Origin of the sequence: Streptomyces cylindrosporus (assembly GCF_022698165.1) — a bacterium.
In the GTDB taxonomy this organism is placed as follows: Bacteria; Actinomycetota; Actinomycetes; order Streptomycetales; family Streptomycetaceae; genus Streptomyces; species Streptomyces cylindrosporus.
The window spans coordinates 383,092-402,818 of record NZ_JALDAY010000004.1 but is presented as its reverse complement, the minus strand read 5'-3'; the positions used below and the strand labels follow the sequence as shown (position 1 = coordinate 402,818).

Here is a 19,727-nt window from a genome sequence, read left to right as displayed (position 1 = left end):
ACAACTTCACAAGCAGCACAGGAAGAGCCCTCTCGACCAGCTCGCCGTCCTTGCCGAGGGGGCTCGGCCATGCCCTACCGCAACCGGTCGACGTACCTGTCCGTCCCGGGCACGGTCGGGACGAACGGCGCCACCAGCTCCACCCTCCCCAGGCCCGCCTCCGCCACCGGCGCCGCCAGGTCCGTGAAGTACCCCTCCCAGCACTCCCGCGGATCCGCCTCCAGGAACCACAGCAGCGTCAGCCGGGTGTCCACGCCCTCCACCTGCTTCACGTACGTCATCCGGTCGCCGGGCAGCGGCGTCGGCCGGAACACGGTCACCATGGCCGCGGGCGACCCGGCAACCCGCTTGGGCAGGTGCCGCCCCCGCAGCCACTCCAGCAACTCCGCGCGCTGCTCCGCCGATTCCGCGTCGATCACCTCCACCACCAGCCCGGCATAGGGGTGGTCGAGGGCGTGGAAGTCGCGGGGCCCGGCGGCGCCGTCCCGGTAGACCGTCGCCTCGTGGTCCTGGAAGGCCGTGAAGACGTGCGTACGGTCCTGGTAGACCCGCGCGTCCCGGTTGAGCCGCTTGTTGATGGCGACGGTCCAGCGCATGTGGTCGTCGTAGCGGCCGTCGGTGATCCAGTACGTCGAGATGTAGCACCCGGCGGTGACGGGCTGGGCGATCGCCGACTTCTCCGGATAGCGCAGGAGTTGGAGATCGCGGGTGGCGACCCAGCGGCGCCCGGCGTACATCCAGGGCATGGCCATCGCGCCGGCGTAGTAGTGGTCGTCCTCGTACCAGCGGTTGTACGCGTACTCGTGGCCCGGGTGCGGTTCGACCATGGTGATCAGGGCATGGCCCGGCCGCACCCCGTAGGGCCCCACGGCGGCCAGCTCGGCGTACACGTCACTGCGGGTTTCCTCGCTCACGTCGCTCCCCTTCCGTCCTCCGCCGGTCGCCCATACTCTGACGCCCCGTCAGATAATTGGCCATACCCCCGGAGGCTCGGATGTCACTGCTCACGGGCAAGACCGTCGTCGTGTCGGGAGTCGGCGCCGGGCTCGGTCACCAGGTCGCCGCGGCGGTCGTCCGGGACGGCGGGAACGCGGTGCTGGGCGCGCGCACGGAGGCGAACCTCGCCAAGAGCGCCGGCGAGATCGATCCGGACGGGACGCACACGGCGTACCGGTCGACGGACATCACGGACGAGGGCCAGTGCGAGGCGCTGGCCGGGCTCGCCCGAGAACGGTTCGGGCGGATCGACGCCGTGGTCCATGTGGCCGCCTGGGACAGCTACTTCGGCGGCCTGGAGGACGCGGACTTCGCGACCTGGCAGTCGGTGATCGACGTGAACCTGCTGGGCTCGCTGCGGATGACGCGGGCGTGTCTGTCGGCGCTGAAGGAGGCCGGGGGCGGGTCGGTGGTGTTCATCGGGACGCAGTCGGCGGTGGCCGCGCCCTCGCAGGTGCGGCAGGCGGCGTACGCGGCCTCCAAGGGGGCGCTGACGAGCGCGATGTACTCGCTGGCGCGGGAGTTGGGCCCGTACCGGATCCGGGTGAACACCGTGCTGCCGGGCTGGATGTGGGGGCCGCCGGTGGAGGCGTACGTGCAGTTCACGGCGCACACGGAGGGCGTGCCGGAGCCGGAGGTGCTGAAGCGGCTGACCGACCGGATGGCGCTGCCGGAGCTCGCCACGGACGGGGACGTGGCCGACGCGGCGGTGTTCCTGGCGTCGGACCGGGCGCGGGCGATCACGGGACAGTCCTTGCTGGTCAACGCGGGGGAGCTGATGCGATGAGTTCATATAGGTGAACGGGATACATCAACTCGAATACTTTTACCTCCCCTTGACCCTACGCTCACTTGTCGTGCTCACGCGGCAACCCACACGATGAGCGCCGGGTCGACCCCTGGGAGGCGTACATGAACGGTCTCGACTGGGCCGTGCTCATCGGCTATTTCGGCGTCATGGTCGCGATCGGCGTGTGGTCGCACAAGCGCGTCGACGACGTCAGCGACTTCTTCACGGCCGGCGGCAAGATGCCGTGGTGGCTGTCCGGCATCTCGCACCACATGTCGGGCTACAGCGCGGTGATGTTCACGGGTTACGCGGGCATCGCCTACACGTACGGCGTGACGTCCTTCGTCACCTGGTCCTTCCCCATCGCGCTGGGCATCGCCATCGGCTCGAAGCTGTTCGCGCCGCGCATCAACCGGCTGCGCTCCCGGCTCCATGTGGCCTCGCCGCTGGAGTACCTGAAGAACCGGTACGACCTGAAGACCCAGCAGGCGCTGGCCTGGTCCGGCATGCTGCTGAAGATCGTCGACGTGGGCGCGAAGTGGGCGGCGATCGCCACCCTGTTGTCGGTCTTCACCGGCGTCACGCTCAACCAGGGCATCCTCATCACCGGCGCCATCACGGCCGTCTACTGCACGATCGGCGGCCTGTGGGCGGACGCGCTGACCGAACTCGGCCAGTTCGTCATCCAGTTGCTGGCCGGCATCTCGATGTTCGTGGCGGTCGTACTGAAGCTGAACGACAAGGGCATCGGCTTCTTCGGCGCCTGGGACGAGCCGGCCCTGCACGGCCACGGCAAGCCGCTGGTGGGCCCGTACGGCACGGTCTTCCTGCTCGCGTTCCTCTTCATCAAGCTCTTCGAGTACAACGGCGGCATGCTCAACCAGGCCCAGCGCTACATGGCCACGACCAGCCCGCGGGCCGCCGAACGCTCGGCACGCCTGTCCGCGGCGCTGTGGCTGGTCTGGCCGGTGATCCTCTTCTTCCCCATGTGGATGTCACCGCTCCTGGTCCACGCCCAGAAGCCGGACGGCTCCGACTCCTACGGCCTGATGACCGAACAGCTGCTGCCGCACGGCCTGTTGGGCCTGGTCATCGTCGGCTTCTTCTCCCACACGATGGCCATGTGCTCCTCCGACGCCAACGCCATCGCGGCGGTCTTCACCCGCGACGCGGCGCCGGTGTTCTCCAAGCGTGCCCGTGAGTGGACCCAGCGCTCCGGCCTGATCGCGGCCCGCGTCACCACGGTTGTCTTCCTCGGCCTGTCCATGGCGGTGGCGACGCAGGTCAACTCCCCCACCTTCAAGGACATCATCACCGTCGTCATCAAGTGGGTGGCCGGTCTCATGGGCCCGATCGCCATCCCGATGATGCTGGGCCTGCTGCGCCCCTTCCGCCGCTCCGGCCCGACGGCGGCGCTGACCAGCTGGTCGATGGGTCTGCTGGCCTTCTGGCTGGTCAACTACCCCATCAACTGGAACGTCGACGGCGGCGTCCCGCTCCAGTACCAGGTCTCGATCCCGCTCGCCGTCTCCCTGGTCCTCTACATCCTGGTCGGCTACCTGAAGCCGGAGGACACCCCGGAGCGGCTCGCGGTCATCGAGCGGATCAACACGGACGACGACGACAGCGCGGCGGTCGCCCTGCCGACTCCGGCGGGCGAGGTGGAGGACGTGGTGGGCAGGACCCCGGTGAAGGACTGACGGATCACCGGGTACGGGACTGGGCGGCCACCGGCATCATCAGCCGGGGCCGCCCAGCCGCGTATGCCGTCATCCTCCCCGCGGATACCGGGCCAGCCACCCCGGCGCCGAACCCGCCGGCCCGTGCAGCGCGGGCCCCTGCGTCATCTCCATGGCGAAGTCGTCGGCCAGCTCCAGCACCGTCGGCCGCCCCTCCAGCTCGGCGAGCCAGGCCGGCGGCAGCGCGGTCTCCCCGTGCAGCGCCCCGAGCAGCCCGCCGGTCAGCGCGGCGGTGGCCCCCGACGGACCGTCCTGATTGACGGCCAGACACAGACCGTGCCGTACGTCCTCCCCCACCAGCGAGCAGTACACGGCCGCCGCCAGCACGCCCTCCGCCGTGCCGTCCCCGGCCAGCTCGGCGACCCGCAGCGGTGTGGGCATGCCCTGCCGTACGGCGCCCAGCGCGTGCTGCAGCGCGTCCGACACCGACTGGTGCCCCGGGCGCGCGGCCAGCAGCGCCAGCGCCCGCTGGACCGCCCCGTCGAGGGTCTCGCCGCGCGCGAGACCATGCACGATCACGGCGTACGCGCCGGCCGCGAGGTAGGCCATGGGGTGCCCGTGGGTCTGGGCCGCGCACTCCACCGCCAACTGCACGACGAGTTGCGGCTCCCACCCCACGAGCAGCCCGAAGGGCGCGGAACGGGCCGTCGCCTCGGGCCCGACCTCGCCGGCGTTCTTGGGCACGTCGAGCGTCCCCATGGTCTCGTCGCCGAGCCCGAGCAGCAGCGAACGCGCCGGGTCCCGGCGGGCGTACAGCCACTCCTCGCGCGCGAGCCAGCCGTCGTCCTTGCGGCGCTCGTCGGGCCCCCAGTCCCGCTGGGTGGCCGCCCAGCGCAGGTAGGCACGGTGCAGGTCGGTGGGCGGATGCCAGGCGCCGGTGTCCCGCCGTACCTGGGCCCGTATCAGCCCGTCGACGGTGAACAGGGTCAGCTGGGTGAGATGCGTGACGGCACCGCGCCGCCCGTACGCCACCCCGAGGTCGACGAGTCCCTCCGCGCCGTAGTTCTCCCGGATCCCCTCAAGATCCATCCCGTCGACGGGCGCCCCGAGCGCGTCCCCGACGGCGGCCCCGAGCAGGGTCCCGCGCACCCGACTCCGAAAATCCTGCTGCTCCACCCGACCCCAGACGGCCCCGGTAGTCACACTCACCAAGACCTCCCCAATGGCACCGAGCGACGCACGACAGTTCAGCACTGTAATCGAACGGGAACGGTCGGTTTAAGGGGCGAAGTGTTATGCGGGGTAGGATCAGAGGTAGGATTGGTAGCATGAGTGGCCCTACCGGCAAGTACTCGATCACCATGCCCCGCGACATCGCCGAAGCCGCCAAGGCCCGCAGCGGCCCGTCGGGCCTGTCTGCCTATGTCGCCGCCGCCGTCGCGCGCCAGATCGAGCGGGACAATCTCAACGAGCTCATCCAGGTCGCCGAGGCCGAACACGGGCCCGTCACCGACGAAGAGGTCCAAGCCCTGCGCGACCAGCTCCAGCAGGCCCGCCGACAGCAGACGCAAGGCGGGGCGAACGCCACGTGACCCGCCCCTCCCCCGCTACCCCCGGCGGCACTCTGGTCCTCGACAGCGAAGGGTTGGCCAAGGCCGTCCTTCGCGACCGCACCGTCACCGGCTGGCTCGCCCTCGCTCGCGCCGACGACCTGCGGGTGATCACTTCCGCGGCCACCCTCGTGGAAGTGGTCCACCCCCGGATCAACCGCCCGGCCCTGGAATGGACCCTCTCCCGCCTCGTCATCGAACCGGTCACCGAACCCATCGCCCGCCACGCCGCCGCCCTCCTCGCCGACGCCGGCCTTCACGGCCACAAACACGCCGTCGACGCCATGCTCGGCGCCACCGCCCTCGCCGCCACCGGTCCGACAACGATTCTCAGCTCAGACCCCGAGGATCTGACCGCCCTGTGCGGCTCTCGTATCACCGTCATCAAGGTCTGAGACAGTCACCGGGTCCCGTGTCCCACGATCCGGTGCCAGCTCCGCCCAGACCGTCTTCCCGCCCGCCGGGGCCTCCTCCACGCCCCAGCGGTCCGCGTACGCGTCGATGATGCGCAGCCCCCGGCCGGATTCGGCCTCGTCGCCCACCGGGTCGTGGATCTGCGGGATCCGGTCGCCCCGAGCATCGGTCACCTCGACACGGAGGATGCCGCGATCGGCGTGGACCTTGAGCCGCAGCCGGAAGTCCCGGCCGGGGACGCGTCCGTGGAGCACGGCGTTGGACGCCAGCTCGGCGACGATCTGCGCGGCGGCTTCGAAGCACACGCCCCAGGCCGCGAGTTGCCGCTCGGTGTGCTCGCGCGCCCGTCGAGCACCTCTTCGATTGGCGGCCAGGAGAACCGTGAAGTAGTGCGTCGGGGCGGTGACTTGGGGGACGGTTTTCTGATTCACGTCACCCAGCGTGGCCGCCCGTACCTACTCTGAACAGGAGTGACTCCGGTACGGAGCGGGACTGTCCGGGTGCGGGGCGGAGCCGTACGGCTCGTCCGTGAGGAGGGTGGAACGGGTGGAGGACGAGGAAGCGGCGGCTGTACTCAGGACGGTCGGGCGGCAGATCAAGATGTGGCGCGAGGCCGCCGGGCTGACCCAGCCGGAGCTGGGGGTGGCGATCGGGTACGGCGGGGAGATGGTGTCGTCGGTGGAGCGGGGGCGGCGGAGTCCGAAGCCCGACTTCCTCGATCAGGCGGATGAAGTGCTGGGCGCGGGCGGCAGGATCGCGGCGATGAAGGAGGACGTGGAAAAGGCCCGCTACCCCAAGAATGTGCGGGACTTGGCGAAGCTGGAGGACGAGGCCGTCGAACTCGGGGCCTACGCCAACCACAACATGCACGGCCTGCTCCAGACCCCGGAGTACGCACGGGCATTGTTCGCGATCCGGCAACCCGCTTACTCCGAGGACGAGATCGATCGCCAGGTCTCCGCGCGCATGGCACGACAGCGCGTCTTCGATCGGCTTCCCTCCCCGCTGCTCACCTTCGTCCAGGAAGAGGTGACGCTACGGCGGCCCCTCGGGGGCAGAATGGTGCTGCGACACCAGCTCGAACACCTGTTGGAGATCGGCACTTTAAGGCACGTCAGGATCCAGGTGATGCCCACGAGCTGTGAGGACCACGCGGGTATGGGCGGGTCACTCCAGCTACTGAAACTCCGGGACGGCAAGACGCTCGGGCACTCGGAGGGACAACTCCACAGCCGCCTGATCAGCGATCCCCGGGACGTTCAGATCCTGGAGATGCGCTATGGAATGATCCGGTCGCAGGCCCTGACACCACGCGAGTCGCTGGCCTTCATCGAGAAAGTCCTGGGAGAAGAAGAGACATGACCTCCACCCTGGAGTGGTTCAAGAGCAGCTACAGCAGCAATGACGGCCCCGAGTGCGTCGAGGTCGCCATATCCCCCGCCGACCGGACCCTCACCGTCCACGTCCGCGACTCCAAGGACGCCCACCGCGCCCAACTCGCCTTCGCAGGCGCTTCCTGGAGCGAGTTCGTGGACTTCGCGGCTCACTCCGTATAACGCCCTTTCACGGCGTCGCGGGCCAAGGTGACTGTCGCGAGGTACGCCGTGAGACGCTCCCGGTCGGCGCCGGGACCATCGCGCAGGCCGGTGAGAGCATCGGCGAGCAACGCCAGGTCGTCCCAGGCGCACTCCGTCGTCAGGGCTCTGGCGAGGTCCCTGTCGGCGGCGGCCCAGTCGGCGAGGCCCCAGTCGATTACGCAGCGAACGAACTTCCGAGCCTCCTCATCCGGTTCACTCGTGTCCAGAAGGTGCGCCAGCTCGTGCCACAGGGGCTCGGCGTCCTCCCGTCCCCGGCACTGGGAAGCGATCATCGCAAGCTGATATGTGCCCGCCACCGCGTTGTCCGCACGGATCCGCTCGGCGAGTTGCCGGGCCTCCTCCCACTGCCCGGTGTGCCGGAGGCAGTCGACGCGCAGGTCGTCGAGGTCGGCGCCCGTGACAGCCGATCCGTCCGCGTCGGCCAGCCTGGCCCGCGCTTCCTGCCACCGCTCGGCCAGGATCAGTGTCTCGATGGCCATGTAGCGGGCCGTGTCGTCATCCCCGCCCAGGGCGAGCCGCCGGTCCCAGTCGTCGAGGGCCTTCTCGACCCGCCCGGTTGCCAGACTCACTTGCGCCCGCTGGCTCAGCGCCCACCCGTAGTCCGGGTGCACCTCCAACGCGCGGTTCAGGCAGCGGAGAGCCTCCGCGTAGTCCCCCCGTGCGAAGTGAGTCGCTCCCAACCTGGCCAGCGAGCTGCCGTACCCCGGGTCCTGTTCCAACGAGCGGCGAAAGAAGACGACCGCCTCGTCGTAGCGACCCGCGAGCCGGTACGCCTCCGCGAGCTCGCCTGCGGTCCAATCGACCTCCGGATCTGCCTCCACCGCTCGGTGCAGGTCCTCGAACATGCCTGCTTCGTCGTCCAGTTCCTTCCTCACCCGGGCTCTCATGACCAACGCCCACGCATAGTCCGGGTCGAGTTCGACCGCACGACCGAGGTCGGCAAGCGCCTCCTCGTTCCGGCCCAGCCTGTGGAGAGCCTCTCCACGGCTTGCCAGGGCAGAGTCGTAATCGGCATCGAGAGCGACAGCCCGGCCGAGTTCGGTGACCGCCTCCTCGAAGCGGCCTGCCAGCCGGTAAGCGTCACCGCGTTCGGACGCGACCCAGGCGGAGTCGGGGGCCAGGGCAACCGCCCGGTCCAGGTCGGCGAACGCCTCGTCCCACTCCGCTCTGGCCCGGTACAGGCGAGCCCTGCGCACAAACACCCACACGTAGCCCTCGTCCAGGCTCAGCGCGCGGTCGAAGTCGGCCAGCGCTTCGTCGTACTGTTCGAGGGCATGCCGGCACACCGCTCTGCAGGCCACGGGATACGCATCGGTCGGATCAAGCGTGACGCAACGGTCGAGGTCGGCTATGGCTTCTGCCCAACGCTCCGCCTGCCGATACGTCTCTCCGCGCGCCGCAATGATCTCCTTCTTGCCGGGGACCAGCTCGTCCGCTCGGTCGAAGGCCGCCAGCGCTGCCGAGAAGTCGCCGAGACTGCGCTGGGTGAGGCCACGGCCGTGGTGAGCCGGGGCGCAATCGGAATCGAGCTCGATCGCCCGGTCGTACTCGGCCAGGGCCTGCGCGTATTTTCCACCGCTTCGCAATTCCGCCCCTCGCAGCGTGTGCGCCAGAGCTCGACCGCCGCTGTCCAGGCCCGGACGGGCAAGCAGCAGATCCATCGCCTTGGTCAATCCGGACGCGTCGTCCGCGAGCGCCTCACCCAGGCTTCGCCCCCATTCGCGCAGGGCCGGGGTCGCCGTGGCATCGCCGGCTTCCTCCAGTGTCCGTGCCCATTGGCGACCGGCCGCCTCATCCGTCCCGCAGACCTCGACCAGGGCTCGCAGCGCTTCGGCGAGCGCGGCGTGCGGGTGCGCGCACAACAGGTGATAAGTCTCCTCCAAGCGCAGCTCACGCCACTGCTCGCTCTCCCACTCCTCGTAGCTGCGCAGATCCCGCGTCGCTTCCGCACGCCGACGCCCGAAGACATCCGCCAGCCTCTCGTGCCGCTCGGTCCAGCCCCTCCGGAAGCGACGCCGCTGCAACCTGAGCATCGGTTCGCGCACCAGATCGTGGTAGCGCAGCCATTCATCGCGGTCGTCCACGAACGGCAACCCGCGTAACCAACCGAACAATGCGGCCGTTTCGTCATCCGAACAGTCCGCTGCCGCCCGGAACACATCCATGTCCAGGCGTCGGGGCAGCGCACAGGCCAATGCCGCCGCGCGGCGTACCGGGTCGTGCTCCCATTTCAGAAATCGCTCAACAGCCGTGGCGCTGGGATCGCCGATGTCGTCCGGGTCGGTGGGGCGCTGCCCGGCCAAGGTCGAGACCAGCACAGGCAGCCCACCCGTGAGCCGGAGCACCTCCTCGACGACCGGCTCGGCCACCACCCCCTTGCCCGCGAGCAGTCCCCGCGCCTCGGCCTCCGAGAACGGCCCAAGGGGCAGGTCGGTGATGAAATCGGCGAAGCCGCCCCAGCGGGTGGTGTCCAACGAGTGCTGACCGGCGGTCACGATGACGACAGCGGCAGGCAAAGCGCCGTGCCGATCCGTGGTCATGGTCTCGTGCAGCCAACTGTCGAGGAAGGGCCCGGTGCGCTCGTACGTGTCGAAGAACAGGACGATCCACGGTGCCGAGCACGCGGCCTCGGACAATTCGGCGAGCAACGCCGGGGTGAGCACCCGTTCCGGGGAGAGCACCAGCTGCGCGTCCTCCTGATTGCGGAAGCGCGCGCTGAGGCCGGCGCGCAATCGATCGGCGCCCTGGGCGAGTTGGGCCGCGTCGAGGGCTCCCGCGAAGGCGCCGACCCCCGGCAGCATGCCGAGTCCCACCAAGCCCGCCCGCGCCGCCGCCAGGCTTCCGGCCGATGGGCCTTCCGGTTGCGGTACGACGACGGTGGCAGCCTCCGCCTCGTGCCGCCGTTCGCGGTATGTGGTCAGGAGACGGTCCAGTTCCTTGAAACGCCGTCCCTGACCGGCGAATTGGCGACTGATCGCCGCCATTGCCTCCGGCACGCTGCCCACGCTCTCGTCGACGTACGCCGTGAGCGCGCCCTTCTCACGGGCGATCTGTTCCAACTCCCTTACCAGGAAGGTTTTTCCGACGCCGGCGTTCCCGTGTACATGAAACATGAACCGGTGCCGTTCGTCGGTCGGCGGCACATCGAAATTGCCCCGGAAGGCGGCCCGCTCCGCCCCTCGGCCGACGAAACCGGCCCGCCTGCGCCGCGCGATCAGCTCCTGTACCGAAAGCCCCGTCGACCTCATCCGCACCACCCCCGTAGCCCGTCCGCGTGAAGTCTGGCAGAGGCCGTGGCGCCTTGACAGCCCTCAACGATTGACTTCGGAATACGTTCCGAAGTACTGTCGAGCCATGTCCACTCCCACGGTCGCCTTCTCCGAGCTCTCCAAGAACTCGAAGCGTGTCGCCGAAACGCTGGACCGCGCCCAGCGTGTGCACATCACGCGCCGGGACGGTGAGGACCTCTACCTGACGACGGCCCGTCACGACCGTCAGCGAGAGGAGACCGCGGACATCACGGCCCGCCTGCTCGCCGCCCTTGTCCGCAGCGATGCCGGCGAGCGAGCCATAGCGCGCGCCCTCCCGTCCGTCTTCCCGTGGGTCCGTCATCTGTCGGCTGACGAGCTGAAGGAGTTCGTGGCCGAGCTCATCGATGCCACCTACGACGCGTCCCAGTTGGATGTCCACGCCAATCTGCACCGGGTCGTGGTCGAGTGGCGCGCGACGGCACGCGTTCTCGCCGACCCCGACCTCACCGCACAGCTCACACGCCGACTGCCGGACGAGGACCATGGCGAGGTGGCCGCACCGTGAGTCCGAAGCGGGGCGACGACGTCGCCCCACCGCCGGTGAGCGGCGAATGGCGTCTGCGGTTCGCGACGAACGAGGCAGCCAAGGGGTGGGGCGAACTGGGCGCAGAAGCGCCAGGGAACACACGGCGCTGCTTCGAGGCCCTGCGGGGCGACCCTCTGTCCCAAGCCGATCCCGACCGCCAGCACCGGCTGCGCGGCCGCCTGGCCACCGGAAACCTCGGTGGCCGGGAGTATCCCCAGTGGGAGTACGAGGTGACGGCCGGCGGTCGCGTACGTTACCTCGTCGACGAAGCGCGCCGAACGGTCCACCTCGTCTACGCGTCCACCCGGCATCCGAAGGACACCGAATAACTCCCCGGCCCCCTGGCCGAGTTCCATCCCGGTCTGGCCGAATTCACTCAGCCCCCAAGGTCATTCCAGGCAAGATGACTGTCATGACCACCACCCCCCGAAACCCCCTGACCATCACCGCCGCCCTCCTCACCGCAAGCGTCGCGCTCTACATCGCCCTCGTAGCCTTCGGCAACATCACCGACTTCGGGACCAACCAGGCGTTCGTGCAGCACGTCCTGGCCATGGACACCACGTTCAAGGACGACGACCTGATGTGGCGGGCCATCACCAACAAGGGCCTGCAGAACACGGCTTACGTCCTCATCATCGTCTGGGAGACCCTCGCCGCCCTCGTGCTGATCTACGGCACCTGGCTGTGGATCCGGCGTGATGTCGCCCGTGCCCGCAGCGTGTCGACGTACGGGCTGCTGATGCTTCTGCTGCTGTTCGGTGCCGGGTTCATCGCGATCGGTGGTGAGTGGTTCTCTATGTGGCAGTCGAAGACCTGGAACGGGCTGGACGCCGCGCTCAGGGTGTTCGTGTTCGCCGGGGTCGCGCTGCTGGTGGTGCAATTGCCGTTCGGGCGGGGCGAGTCGGCGGGTGACTAGCGACTAGCGCACGACCGTCTTTTGCCACAGGGCCGTCGCTTCCTCCGCCACACCGGGTGCGACCAGCAGCAACGGCGTGTCGTACGGCGGGAGTTCGGGGATCGCCACCGCTCCCGCCTCCGTCGCGATGAGGAGTGGCGGTAGCGCGTCCACCGGGTGGAACTCGCCGATCGCCGCGGCCGTCGCCCGGCCGGCCGCGACCTGGACCAGGGACAGGGCCGTGGAGCCCATGACCCGTACCGTGCAGTGGCGGGCGGCGAGTTCGCGCAGCAGGTCGTCCATGCCGGGCCAGTGGGCGTGGGCGGCCCACTCGGTCAGGAACGTGTGGCCGGTGAGGGAGGAATGGGCCGCCGCCTGGATCGGGCGGCCGTTGAGGTGCGCTCCGCCGCCCTTGACCGCGCTGAAGATCTCCCCGCGCCACGGGTCGGCCACCACGCCCAGCAGGGGCTTGCCCTCGGGAGTCGCGAGGCCCAGCGAGAACGAGCACCAGCCGATGCCGTGCGCGTAGTTCGTCGTACCGTCCACCGGGTCGATCACCCAGTGCGGGGCGCCGGCCGCGCCCTCGTGGACGCCGTACTCCTCGCCCTCGATGCCGTACTCCGGGAACTCGCGCCGCAGCACCTCCCGTACGTACGACTCCACGGCCTCGTCCGTGTCCGTGACGATGTCGGCGGGCGTGGCCTTCTCCCGCACCTCGTCGGTGTCGCGCGGGCGGCGGATGCGCTGCGAGGCCCACTCGGCGAGTTCGGTGGCGACGGTGAGCTCGCGGTCCATCACTCCACCACCGCGACCTTCGTGCCCGCCGTCCCGAACGTCCACAGGGCCGAGCCGTCCGCCGTCTTCATGCGGATGCCGCCGGTGCGGGTGCCGGAGGCGGGCGGCGGTGAGGAGCCGTCGACCGCGTTGGAGAAGGCGATGTTGACGCCGGAGGCGGTGGAGAAGTAGACGACGTGCTCGATCTTCACCCCGTCCGAGCCGGTGATGGGGCCCTCGGTGCGGGTGCCGACGCTGTACGTGCCCGGGTCCGGGCTCACCGTCCCCGGCCACACCGCGAAGGTGCGCCGGGCCGCGTCGCTCGCGTCGACCAGCCAGACCGTCTTCTGCCCGAGCGAGTAGACGATACGGCGGCCGGTGCCGGAGCCGTCCGGCACCGCGGCGGGCGCCTTCGGCTTCGTCGGCGTCGAGTGCGCGGACGCCGACGAGCTCGGCGCGGCCGCGACCGCGTGCGGCTTCGTTCCCTTGTCGGCCTGCACGGCCAGGACGGCGACAGCGGCGATCGCTCCCACCGTGAGACCGGTCACCCAGACCTTCGGGGCTGGCACGGCACGCATCTCCTCAGCTAAGGATCCCCGGCGGACGGGGGTCCGATCATCGTACTCACTCCAGCACGGGCAGAAGCTCCGGCAGATGCCCGTCCGAGGCCCGGGCCGCGCGCTGCCGTTCCTCCGGGACCTCCCCGTACAGGGTGGTGCGCGGGCGGGCCGGCCGCCCGGCCGCGTCCGCCACCGCGATCAGGTCCTTGACCGACTTGTACGAGCCGTAGGAGGAGCCCGCCATCCGGGAGATCGTCTCCTCCATCAGGGTCCCGCCGAGGTCGTTCGCACCGGAGCGGAGCATCTCCGCCGCGCCCTCCGTGCCCAGCTTCACCCAGCTGGTCTGGATGTTCGGGATGTACGGGTGCAGGAGGAGCCTCGCCATCGCCGTCACCGCGCGGTTGTCCCGGGTGGACGGGCCGGGCCGGGCGATCCCCGCCAGATACACCGGCGCGTTGGTGTGGATGAAGGGCAGGGTCACGAACTCGGTGATCCCGCCGGTCCGCTGCTGGATGCGGGCCAGGGTGCGCAGATGGCCGAGCCAGTGCCGGGGCTGGTCGACATGGCCGTACATCATCGTCGAGGTCGACGGGATGCCGACCTCGTGCGCCGTCGTGATCACCTCGATCCAGGTCGCCGTCGGCAGCTTGCCCTTGGTGAGGACCCAGCGGACCTCGTCGTCGAGGATCTCGGCGGCGGTGCCGGGAATGGAGTCCAGGCCGGCCTCCTTGGCGGCGATCAGCCACTCCCGGATCGACAGGCCGGTGCGGGTCGCGCCGTTGACGACCTCCATGGGCGAGAAGGCGTGTACGTGCATGCCGGGGACCTTCTCCTTCACCGCCTTCGCGATGTCGAAGTACGCCGTGCCGGGGAGGTCGGGGTGGATCCCGCCCTGCATGCACACCTCGACCGCGCCCACGTCCCACGCCTGCTGGGCGCGGTCCGCCACCTGGTCGAGGGAGAGTGTGTAGGCGTCCGCGTCGGTGCGGCGCTGCGCGAAGGCGCAGAAGCGGCAGCCGGTGTAGCAGACGTTGGTGAAGTTGATGTTCCGGGTGACGATGTACGTCACCTCGTCGCCGACGGCCGCCCTGCGCACGTCGTCGGCGATGCGCGTCAGCGCGTCGAGTGCGGGGCCGTCCGCGTGGAGGAGGGCCAGCGCCTCGGCGTCCGTCAGCTTCGTCGGGTCGTCGGCCGCGGTCGCGAGGGCCGCCCGTACGTCGGTGTCGATCCGCTCGGGGGCCATGCCGGGGGCGGCGGCCTCGCGCAGCTCGGCCCAGTCGCCGTACACCTCGTCGAAGTCGTCGCGCCGGTCGGACGTACGGCCCTCGGTGTCGATGGAGGAGTGCAGGTCCGTGCGCCCGGAGGCGACGAAGACCTCGTCGGGTTCCTGCCACGGATGCCCCTCGACGGGCGCGTCGGGCCGAGCGAGCCCGGTCTCCTCGTCCACCAGCGCCCGTACGTGCGGACGCAGCCGCGGGTCCAGCCAGGGCTCGCCGCGCCGCACGAACTCCGGGTACACGCACAGGCGTTCCCGCAGCTCGAACCCGGCCGCCGCGGAACGCTCGGTGAGCTCCTCGATCTGCGGCCAGGGGCGCTCGGGGTTGACGTGGTCGATGGTCAGCGGGGAGACCCCGCCCCAGTCGTCGATGCCGGCGCCGATCAGCCGCTCGTACTCGCCGGCGACGAGGTTGGGCGGCGCCTGGATGTTGGCGGCGGGGCCCATGATGTGCCGGGCGACGGCCACGGCGGCGACCAGTTCGTCCAGCTCGGCGTCCGGCATGCCGCGCATGGCCGTGTCCGGCTTGGCGCGGAAGTTCTGGATGATCAGTTCCTGGATGCCGTGGTAGGCGCGGGAGACCTTCCGGAGCGCGAAGAGCGACTCGGCGCGCTCCTCGTACGTCTCGCCGATGCCTATGAGGAGGCCGGAGGTGAAGGGGACGGAGGAGCGGCCTGCGTCTTCGAGGACGCGGAGGCGTACGGCGGGCTCCTTGTCCGGGGAGCCGTAGTGGGGGCCGCCGGGCTCGGACCAGAGGCGGGTCGCGGTCGTCTCCAGCATCATGCCCATGCTCGGGGCGACGGGCTTGAGCCGCTGGAAGTCGGTCCAGGACATGACCCCGGGGTTGAGGTGGGGCAGCAGGCCCGTCTCCTCCAGGATCCGGATGGAGATGGCGCGGACGTACGCGATCGTGTCGTCGTAACCATGCGCGTCGAGCCACTCCCGCGCCTCCGGCCAGCGCTCCTCCGGCTTGTCGCCGAGGGTGATGAGGGCTTCCTTGCAGCCGAGGGCGGCGCCCTTGCGGGCGATGTCGAGGACCTCGTCCGGGGACATGAACATCCCGTGGCCCGCGCGGCGGAGCTTGCCGGGGACGGTGACGAAGGTGCAGTAGTGGCACTTGTCCCGGCACAGCCGGGTGAGGGGGATGAAGACGCTCTTCGAGTACGTGATGACGCCGGGGCGGCCCGACTGTTCGAGGCCGGCGTCGCGCACCCGGGCGGCGGAGGCGGCGAGGTCGGTGAGTGCCTCGCCGCGGGCCTGGAGGAGGACGGCGGCCTCGGAGACGTCGAGGGCGACGCCGTCACGGGCGCGTTTGAGGGCGCGACGCATGGAGTTCTCGGTGGGGCCGGTGCCGCGGGGGGCGTCGGAGGAGCCGGTTCCGGAGGTCGCGGAAGTCGTCATCCTTCGAGCATACGGTCGAGCTGATCAGTGCCCAGGGGCCAGCCCCAGCAGGGCCCCGTACTCGTCCAGCACCCGCAGCACCTCCGCCTCCCCCGCCGGCGGCAGCTGGACCACGACCTCCTCGATGCCCAGGTCGGCGTAGTGCGCGAGCTTGCCGGGGGTCGGGAAGACGGCGTACGGGACGATCTGCAGTGCCTCCGGGTCCCGTCCCGCGTCGGCCCAGGCGGCGCGCAGCACCGGCAGCGACTCGGTGAGGCCGCGCCCGCCGATCGGCATCCACCCGTCGGCGTACTCGCTGATGTGGGCGAAGAGCTTGGGCCCGGCGGCCCCGCCGACGAGGGTGCGCGGCCCGATCACCGGTCCGCGCGGCTTCTGCACGGGCTTGGGATAGGCGGAGGAGGCCCGCACGCTCCCGAACTCCCCCTCGTACCCGACCGGTTCCTCACTCCACAGCGCCCGCATGAGCGCCATCCGGTCCCGTACCAGCTCGCGCCTGGTCCGCCACTCGACCCCGTGATCGGCGGCCTCTTCCACGTTCCAGCCGAAGCCGAGGCCGAGGGTGAAGCGGCCGCCGCTCAGATGGTCCAGGGTCGCGATCTGCTTGGCGAGGCCGATCGGGTCGTGCTGGGCGACGAGCGTGATGCCGGTGCCGAGGCCGAGCCGCTCGGTGACGGCGGCGGCCTGGCCGAGCGCGACGAAGGGGTCGAGGGTACGGCCGTACTCGGGCGGCAGTTCGCCACCCGCCGGGTACGGGGTGGTCCGCTCCACCGGGATGTGCGTGTGCTCGGGGAGGTACAGCCCGGCGAACCCCCGCTGCTCCAGCTCACGGGCGAGCCGGACGGGGGTGATGGTCTCGTCGGTGAGGAAGATCGTGACGGCGATTCGCATGTCCCATCTGTACCGGCCGGGGGTGGATATGTCCATACCGACCAGTCGGCATCGCATTCACACCAGGATTGAGGGGGTGTGGCGGGGCCACCGCGGCTTACCTTGGGAAACGTGAGCTTCGCGGCGGCGGACGGTGCGGACGGTCAGGAGCAGGGGCAGGAGACGCGGACGGTGCGCGGCACTCTGCCCGCAGGGTCGCCCGACTATGTGTACGTGCCGGTGGAAGTCCCCTCCGGCGTACGGGAGATCAGGGTCGCCTACACCTACGACCGGCCGTCCGTCCCGGCCGGCGCGCAGGGCAACGCCCTGGACATCGGCATCTTCGACGAACGCGGCACGGACCTGGGCGGCCGGGGCTTCCGGGGCTGGTCGGGCGGGGCCAGGACGGAGTTCTTCGTACGGGCGGACAAGGCGACGCCGGGGTATGTGCCGGGCCCGGTGCGGGAGGGGACCTGGCATGTGGCCCTCGGGCCGTACACGGTGGCGCCGCAGGGACTGTCGTACGAGCTCACGATCACGCTGACGTACGGGGAGCCCGGCGAGACGCCGACGCCGACGCCGACAACGACGTACCCGCCGTCGCGCGCGAAGGGGCGGGGCCGGGCGTGGTACCGGGGCGACTGCCACCTCCACTCCTGGTACTCGGACGGCCGCCGCACCCCGGCGGAGATCGCGGCCCTGGCGCGTGCGGCGGGCCTGGACTTCATCAACACGTCGGACCACAACACGTATGCGTCCCACGCCCATTGGGCGACGGAGGCGGGCGAGGACCTGCTGATCCTGCTGGGCGAGGAGGTGACGACGCGGAACGGACACGTGGTGGCGCTCGGCACGGACCCCGGCACCTTCGTGGACTGGCGCTACCGGGCACGCGACAACCGCTTCGGCCACTACGCCCGCCAGATCCGCCAGGCCGGTGGTCTCGTGGTCCCCGCCCATCCGCACGCCACCTGCGTCGGCTGCGGATGGAAGTTCGGGTTCGGGTTCGGGTTCGAGTTCGGGGCGGCGGACGCGGTGGAGGTGTGGAACGGGCCGTGGACGCCGGACGACGAGGTGACGCTGGCGGAGTGGGACAACACGCTGGTGGCGGCGGTCGGAGACAGCCGCGGGTGGCTTCCGGCGATGGGCAACAGCGACGCGCACCGGGACCCGGACGTCGTGGGCCTGCCCCAGACGGTCGTCCTGGCCGACGACTTGACCCGCGAGGCGATCCAGGAAGGCATCCGGGCGGGCCGCTCGTACGTCGCGGAGTCGCAGAACGTGAGCCTGTCCTTCACGGCGACGGCCAGTGGACGGGGCGAACTCGCGGGGATCGGCGGGCGGTTGGAGGTGTCCGCCGACAGCGAGGTGACGGTCCGCCTGGAGGTGACGGGCGCTCCGCGCTGCACGGCCCGTCTGATCACGGACCAGGGTGTGCTGCTGACGAGCGATGTGCTGCCGGTGACGGGGGCGGGGGTGGTGGAGTGGCGGACGACTGCGGCGTACGCGGCGTATGTGCGGGCGGAGGTGCGGCATGAGACGGCGGCGGGTCCCGTGCCGGGGGCGATGGCGGCGTTCACGAACCCGATCTTCCTGGGTCGCTGGCGGCGGGGCGGCTGACCGCGGGAGGGCTGACCGCGGGAGGGCTGGTGGCGGGAGGGCTGACCGCGGGAGGGCTGACCGCGGGAGGGCTGACCGCGGGACGTGAGGCGCCTATCGTCCAACCATGGACGCCACTACTCCTCCTCCCCGTGTCCTCGTCATCGGACTCGACCCGTACCGGGTGCCCGGGCCGTGGGATCCCGAGCCCGTGGCCAAGGGGATCGAGGCGGGTCTGGCCGAGTTCGCCGAACACGGCGTCGGGGTCGTGACCTGCCTGATCGGTCTGGACGGCAGTGACGACGTGGAGACGCTCGTCGGCAACGCGCTGCGGTCCCATCCGTGGGAGTGCGTCGTCATCGGCGGGGGCCTGCGGCACTCGGACGACCAGGCCGAACTCCTGGAGCAGGTGGTCAACCTGGTCCGCCGCCACGCACCCGATGCGGCGATCGCGTTCAACAGCACGCCGGCCGGCACGTACGAGGCCGCCGCGCGCTGGATCGGCTGACGAAGGGGTGCCGTGAGTCAGCTCACCATCACTTGGACGTTGCACCATCATGGCTGGGCGCTTTGCAAAGTGGCCGATCACAGCGGTGAGGCGGAGGCCCTCGCGTCATACGTGACCAGCGGCCCGGAACAATTCCTGCAAGCGATCGCCAGAATCGCACTGACGGACACCGAGGCACGGGCCGAGTTCGAGGGCGAGCCGGAGGTCTACCGGTGGCTCTTCCGCCGCGAAGGCACTGACGTCGAGATCGACCTGCTGAGGGCCAACACCTGCCGTACGCCGGACAGTTCAGCTGTCGTCCTGTGGTCCAGCCGCCATGCGATCAAGTCCGTCGTGAGGGCCGCGCTTCGCGCGTTCGACAAGGTCGCCCATGAGCTAGGCGAGGACGGTTACGCATCCCGGTGGGGCCGCCCCTTCCCCCACACGGAACTTGAAGCACTACGCGCCGCCCTCCAGACGAAAGGCCCGATCCCGATCCCGATCCCCACCGGCCCATCCGAAGGCGTGAGCGAAAACGACCGACGGCTGATGGCCAATCATCGCGTCCATGTCGTACCCGCCGTCCTGGCTCTGGCCAATCCGCCGTGGCAGCGGGACGTATGGCTTGACCCCACGGCGTTCGAGAACCTGGACCATGTCTTTCACACGCTCTTCGACGACTTCTGCGACGCCGACGAGCCTGAGCGGTATCTCGGCGTGAGTCTTCGAACCGCCGAGGAGGTGGCCCTCATGAGGGAACTCGGTGCCGCGCTGAACGCGGCTGCCGCCGAAGCGCCGGGCGACACCGACTCGGAGTACCTCCAGGCAGCTGCCTGGCCGGACGTCGTAGCCATCGCCGGACGCCTCTCTCAGGTCATGGTCGCGAACGACTTGAGGGAGCTTGCCGTACTGCTCGACGGCGGCGGTTGCGGCTAGCGTGT

Annotated in this window: 19 protein-coding genes and 1 pseudogene; 12 read left to right on the top strand and 8 right to left on the bottom strand. The window is 70.2% G+C overall.

What is annotated here, in order from left to right; all coding sequences use genetic code 11:
* Positions 1-74: 74 nt before the first annotated feature.
* Positions 75-914 (bottom strand): hypothetical protein, encoded by an 840-nt coding sequence (locus MQP27_RS14795; RefSeq protein ID WP_242765537.1) that lies wholly within the window; start codon positions 912-914, stop codon positions 75-77.
* A gap of 80 nt (positions 915-994) precedes the next feature.
* On the opposite strand from MQP27_RS14795, the gene MQP27_RS14790 reads away from it, so the two are divergent.
* Both MQP27_RS14790 and MQP27_RS14785 read left to right on the top strand, forming a co-directional pair.
* Entirely contained in the window at positions 995-1,783 is a 789-nt protein-coding gene (locus MQP27_RS14790; RefSeq protein WP_242765536.1) for an SDR family oxidoreductase, read from the top strand.
* A gap of 125 nt (positions 1,784-1,908) precedes the next feature.
* The gene (locus tag MQP27_RS14785) at positions 1,909-3,486 is read left to right on the top strand and encodes a sodium:solute symporter family protein (RefSeq protein ID WP_242765535.1); all 1,578 of its coding nucleotides are present in this window, start codon (positions 1,909-1,911) and stop codon (positions 3,484-3,486) included.
* A gap of 69 nt (positions 3,487-3,555) precedes the next feature.
* Here MQP27_RS14785 and MQP27_RS14780 read toward each other — a convergent pair whose 3' ends face one another.
* On the bottom strand, positions 3,556-4,674 hold the full coding sequence (locus MQP27_RS14780; protein ID WP_242765534.1) for an ADP-ribosylglycohydrolase family protein: 1,119 nt from the start codon (positions 4,672-4,674) through the stop codon (positions 3,556-3,558).
* 119 nt (positions 4,675-4,793) lie between these two features.
* Between MQP27_RS14780 and MQP27_RS14775 the strand changes: the two genes are divergently transcribed.
* On the top strand, positions 4,794-5,057 hold the full coding sequence (locus MQP27_RS14775; protein WP_242765533.1) for a CopG family transcriptional regulator: 264 nt from the start codon (positions 4,794-4,796) through the stop codon (positions 5,055-5,057).
* Entirely contained in the window at positions 5,054-5,470 is a 417-nt protein-coding gene (locus MQP27_RS14770; RefSeq protein ID WP_242765532.1) for a PIN domain-containing protein, read from the top strand. The genes MQP27_RS14775 and MQP27_RS14770 overlap by 4 nt, the downstream gene beginning before the upstream one ends.
* On the opposite strand, the gene MQP27_RS14765 is transcribed toward MQP27_RS14770, so the two are convergent.
* A complete protein-coding gene (locus MQP27_RS14765) occupies positions 5,411-5,929 on the bottom strand; it encodes an ATP-binding protein (protein WP_278196132.1) in 519 nt (172 codons plus the stop codon). The two genes, MQP27_RS14770 and MQP27_RS14765, sit on opposite strands and share 60 nt — an antisense overlap.
* 106 nt (positions 5,930-6,035) lie before the next feature.
* Between MQP27_RS14765 and MQP27_RS14760 the strand changes: the two genes are divergently transcribed.
* The gene (locus MQP27_RS14760) at positions 6,036-6,851 is read left to right on the top strand and encodes a helix-turn-helix domain-containing protein (protein ID WP_242765530.1); all 816 of its coding nucleotides are present in this window, start codon (positions 6,036-6,038) and stop codon (positions 6,849-6,851) included.
* Complete coding sequence (locus MQP27_RS14755; protein ID WP_242765529.1) at positions 6,848-7,045, top strand: DUF397 domain-containing protein; 198 nt, start codon at positions 6,848-6,850, stop codon at positions 7,043-7,045. The genes MQP27_RS14760 and MQP27_RS14755 overlap by 4 nt, the downstream gene beginning before the upstream one ends.
* Here MQP27_RS14755 and MQP27_RS14750 read toward each other — a convergent pair.
* The gene (locus MQP27_RS14750; protein WP_242765528.1) at positions 7,033-10,335 is read right to left on the bottom strand and encodes a tetratricopeptide repeat protein; all 3,303 of its coding nucleotides are present in this window, start codon (positions 10,333-10,335) and stop codon (positions 7,033-7,035) included. The genes MQP27_RS14755 and MQP27_RS14750 overlap by 13 nt on opposite strands.
* Before the next feature lie 106 nt (positions 10,336-10,441).
* Here MQP27_RS14750 and MQP27_RS14745 point away from each other — a divergent pair, with 106 nt between their 5' ends.
* From MQP27_RS14745 to MQP27_RS14735, 3 genes are all read left to right on the top strand, one after another.
* Positions 10,442-10,903 (top strand): prevent-host-death family protein, encoded by a 462-nt coding sequence (locus MQP27_RS14745; protein WP_242765527.1) that lies wholly within the window; start codon positions 10,442-10,444, stop codon positions 10,901-10,903.
* On the top strand, positions 10,900-11,253 hold the full coding sequence (locus MQP27_RS14740) for a hypothetical protein (RefSeq protein ID WP_242765526.1): 354 nt from the start codon (positions 10,900-10,902) through the stop codon (positions 11,251-11,253). Before MQP27_RS14745 ends, MQP27_RS14740 begins: the two co-directional genes overlap by 4 nt.
* Positions 11,254-11,336: 83 nt before the next feature.
* Positions 11,337-11,843, top strand: a complete 507-nt coding sequence (locus MQP27_RS14735; protein WP_242765525.1) for a DUF2165 domain-containing protein — start codon at positions 11,337-11,339, stop codon at positions 11,841-11,843.
* A gap of 3 nt (positions 11,844-11,846) precedes the next feature.
* Here MQP27_RS14735 and MQP27_RS14730 read toward each other — a convergent pair whose 3' ends face one another.
* The 4 genes from MQP27_RS14730 to MQP27_RS14715 are packed head-to-tail and all read right to left on the bottom strand — an operon-like array spanning position 11,847 to position 16,721.
* Positions 11,847-12,617, bottom strand: a complete 771-nt coding sequence (locus MQP27_RS14730) for an inositol monophosphatase family protein (protein WP_242765524.1) — start codon at positions 12,615-12,617, stop codon at positions 11,847-11,849.
* Entirely contained in the window at positions 12,617-13,174 is a 558-nt protein-coding gene (locus tag MQP27_RS14725) for a hypothetical protein (RefSeq protein ID WP_242765523.1), read from the bottom strand. Before MQP27_RS14725 ends, MQP27_RS14730 begins: the two co-directional genes overlap by 1 nt.
* A 46-nt stretch (positions 13,175-13,220) precedes the next feature.
* Positions 13,221-15,833: a bifunctional FO biosynthesis protein CofGH gene (locus MQP27_RS14720; protein WP_242765522.1), complete on the bottom strand. Its 2,613-nt coding sequence runs from the start codon at positions 15,831-15,833 to the stop codon at positions 13,221-13,223.
* 24 nt (positions 15,834-15,857) lie between these two features.
* Positions 15,858-16,721 carry an LLM class F420-dependent oxidoreductase gene (locus MQP27_RS14715; RefSeq protein WP_242765521.1) on the bottom strand — a complete coding sequence of 288 codons (864 nt, stop codon included), beginning with the start codon at positions 16,719-16,721 and terminating at the stop codon, positions 15,858-15,860.
* Positions 16,722-16,817: 96 nt separating this feature from the next.
* Between MQP27_RS14715 and MQP27_RS14710 the strand changes: the two are divergent.
* From MQP27_RS14710 to MQP27_RS14700, 3 genes and pseudogenes are all read left to right on the top strand, one after another.
* A pseudogene (locus MQP27_RS14710) lies at positions 16,818-18,320 on the top strand (CehA/McbA family metallohydrolase); the annotation flags it as partial.
* A 106-nt stretch (positions 18,321-18,426) separates the two neighbouring features.
* Entirely contained in the window at positions 18,427-18,807 is a 381-nt protein-coding gene (locus tag MQP27_RS14705; RefSeq protein ID WP_242765520.1) for a hypothetical protein, read from the top strand.
* A gap of 12 nt (positions 18,808-18,819) precedes the next feature.
* Positions 18,820-19,722, top strand: a complete 903-nt coding sequence (locus tag MQP27_RS14700; protein WP_242765519.1) for an SCO4402 family protein — start codon at positions 18,820-18,822, stop codon at positions 19,720-19,722.
* Positions 19,723-19,727 lie beyond the last annotated feature (5 nt).

Coding starts and splice junctions, on each gene's coding strand:
- MQP27_RS14790 (WP_242765536.1), top strand. CDS start 995: ATGTCACTGCTCACGGGCAAGACCGTCGTCGTGTCGGGAGTCGGCGCC.
- MQP27_RS14785 (WP_242765535.1), top strand. CDS start 1,909: ATGAACGGTCTCGACTGGGCCGTGCTCATCGGCTATTTCGGCGTCATG.
- MQP27_RS14775 (WP_242765533.1), top strand. CDS start 4,794: ATGAGTGGCCCTACCGGCAAGTACTCGATCACCATGCCCCGCGACATC.
- MQP27_RS14755 (WP_242765529.1), top strand. CDS start 6,848: ATGACCTCCACCCTGGAGTGGTTCAAGAGCAGCTACAGCAGCAATGAC.
- MQP27_RS14750 (WP_242765528.1), bottom strand. CDS start 10,335: ATGAGGTCGACGGGGCTTTCGGTACAGGAGCTGATCGCGCGGCGCAGG.
- MQP27_RS14745 (WP_242765527.1), top strand. CDS start 10,442: ATGTCCACTCCCACGGTCGCCTTCTCCGAGCTCTCCAAGAACTCGAAG.
- MQP27_RS14735 (WP_242765525.1), top strand. CDS start 11,337: ATGACCACCACCCCCCGAAACCCCCTGACCATCACCGCCGCCCTCCTC.
- MQP27_RS14730 (WP_242765524.1), bottom strand. CDS start 12,617: ATGGACCGCGAGCTCACCGTCGCCACCGAACTCGCCGAGTGGGCCTCG.
- MQP27_RS14725 (WP_242765523.1), bottom strand. CDS start 13,174: ATGCGTGCCGTGCCAGCCCCGAAGGTCTGGGTGACCGGTCTCACGGTG.
- MQP27_RS14720 (WP_242765522.1), bottom strand. CDS start 15,833: ATGACGACTTCCGCGACCTCCGGAACCGGCTCCTCCGACGCCCCCCGC.
- MQP27_RS14715 (WP_242765521.1), bottom strand. CDS start 16,721: ATGCGAATCGCCGTCACGATCTTCCTCACCGACGAGACCATCACCCCC.
- MQP27_RS14705 (WP_242765520.1), top strand. CDS start 18,427: ATGGACGCCACTACTCCTCCTCCCCGTGTCCTCGTCATCGGACTCGAC.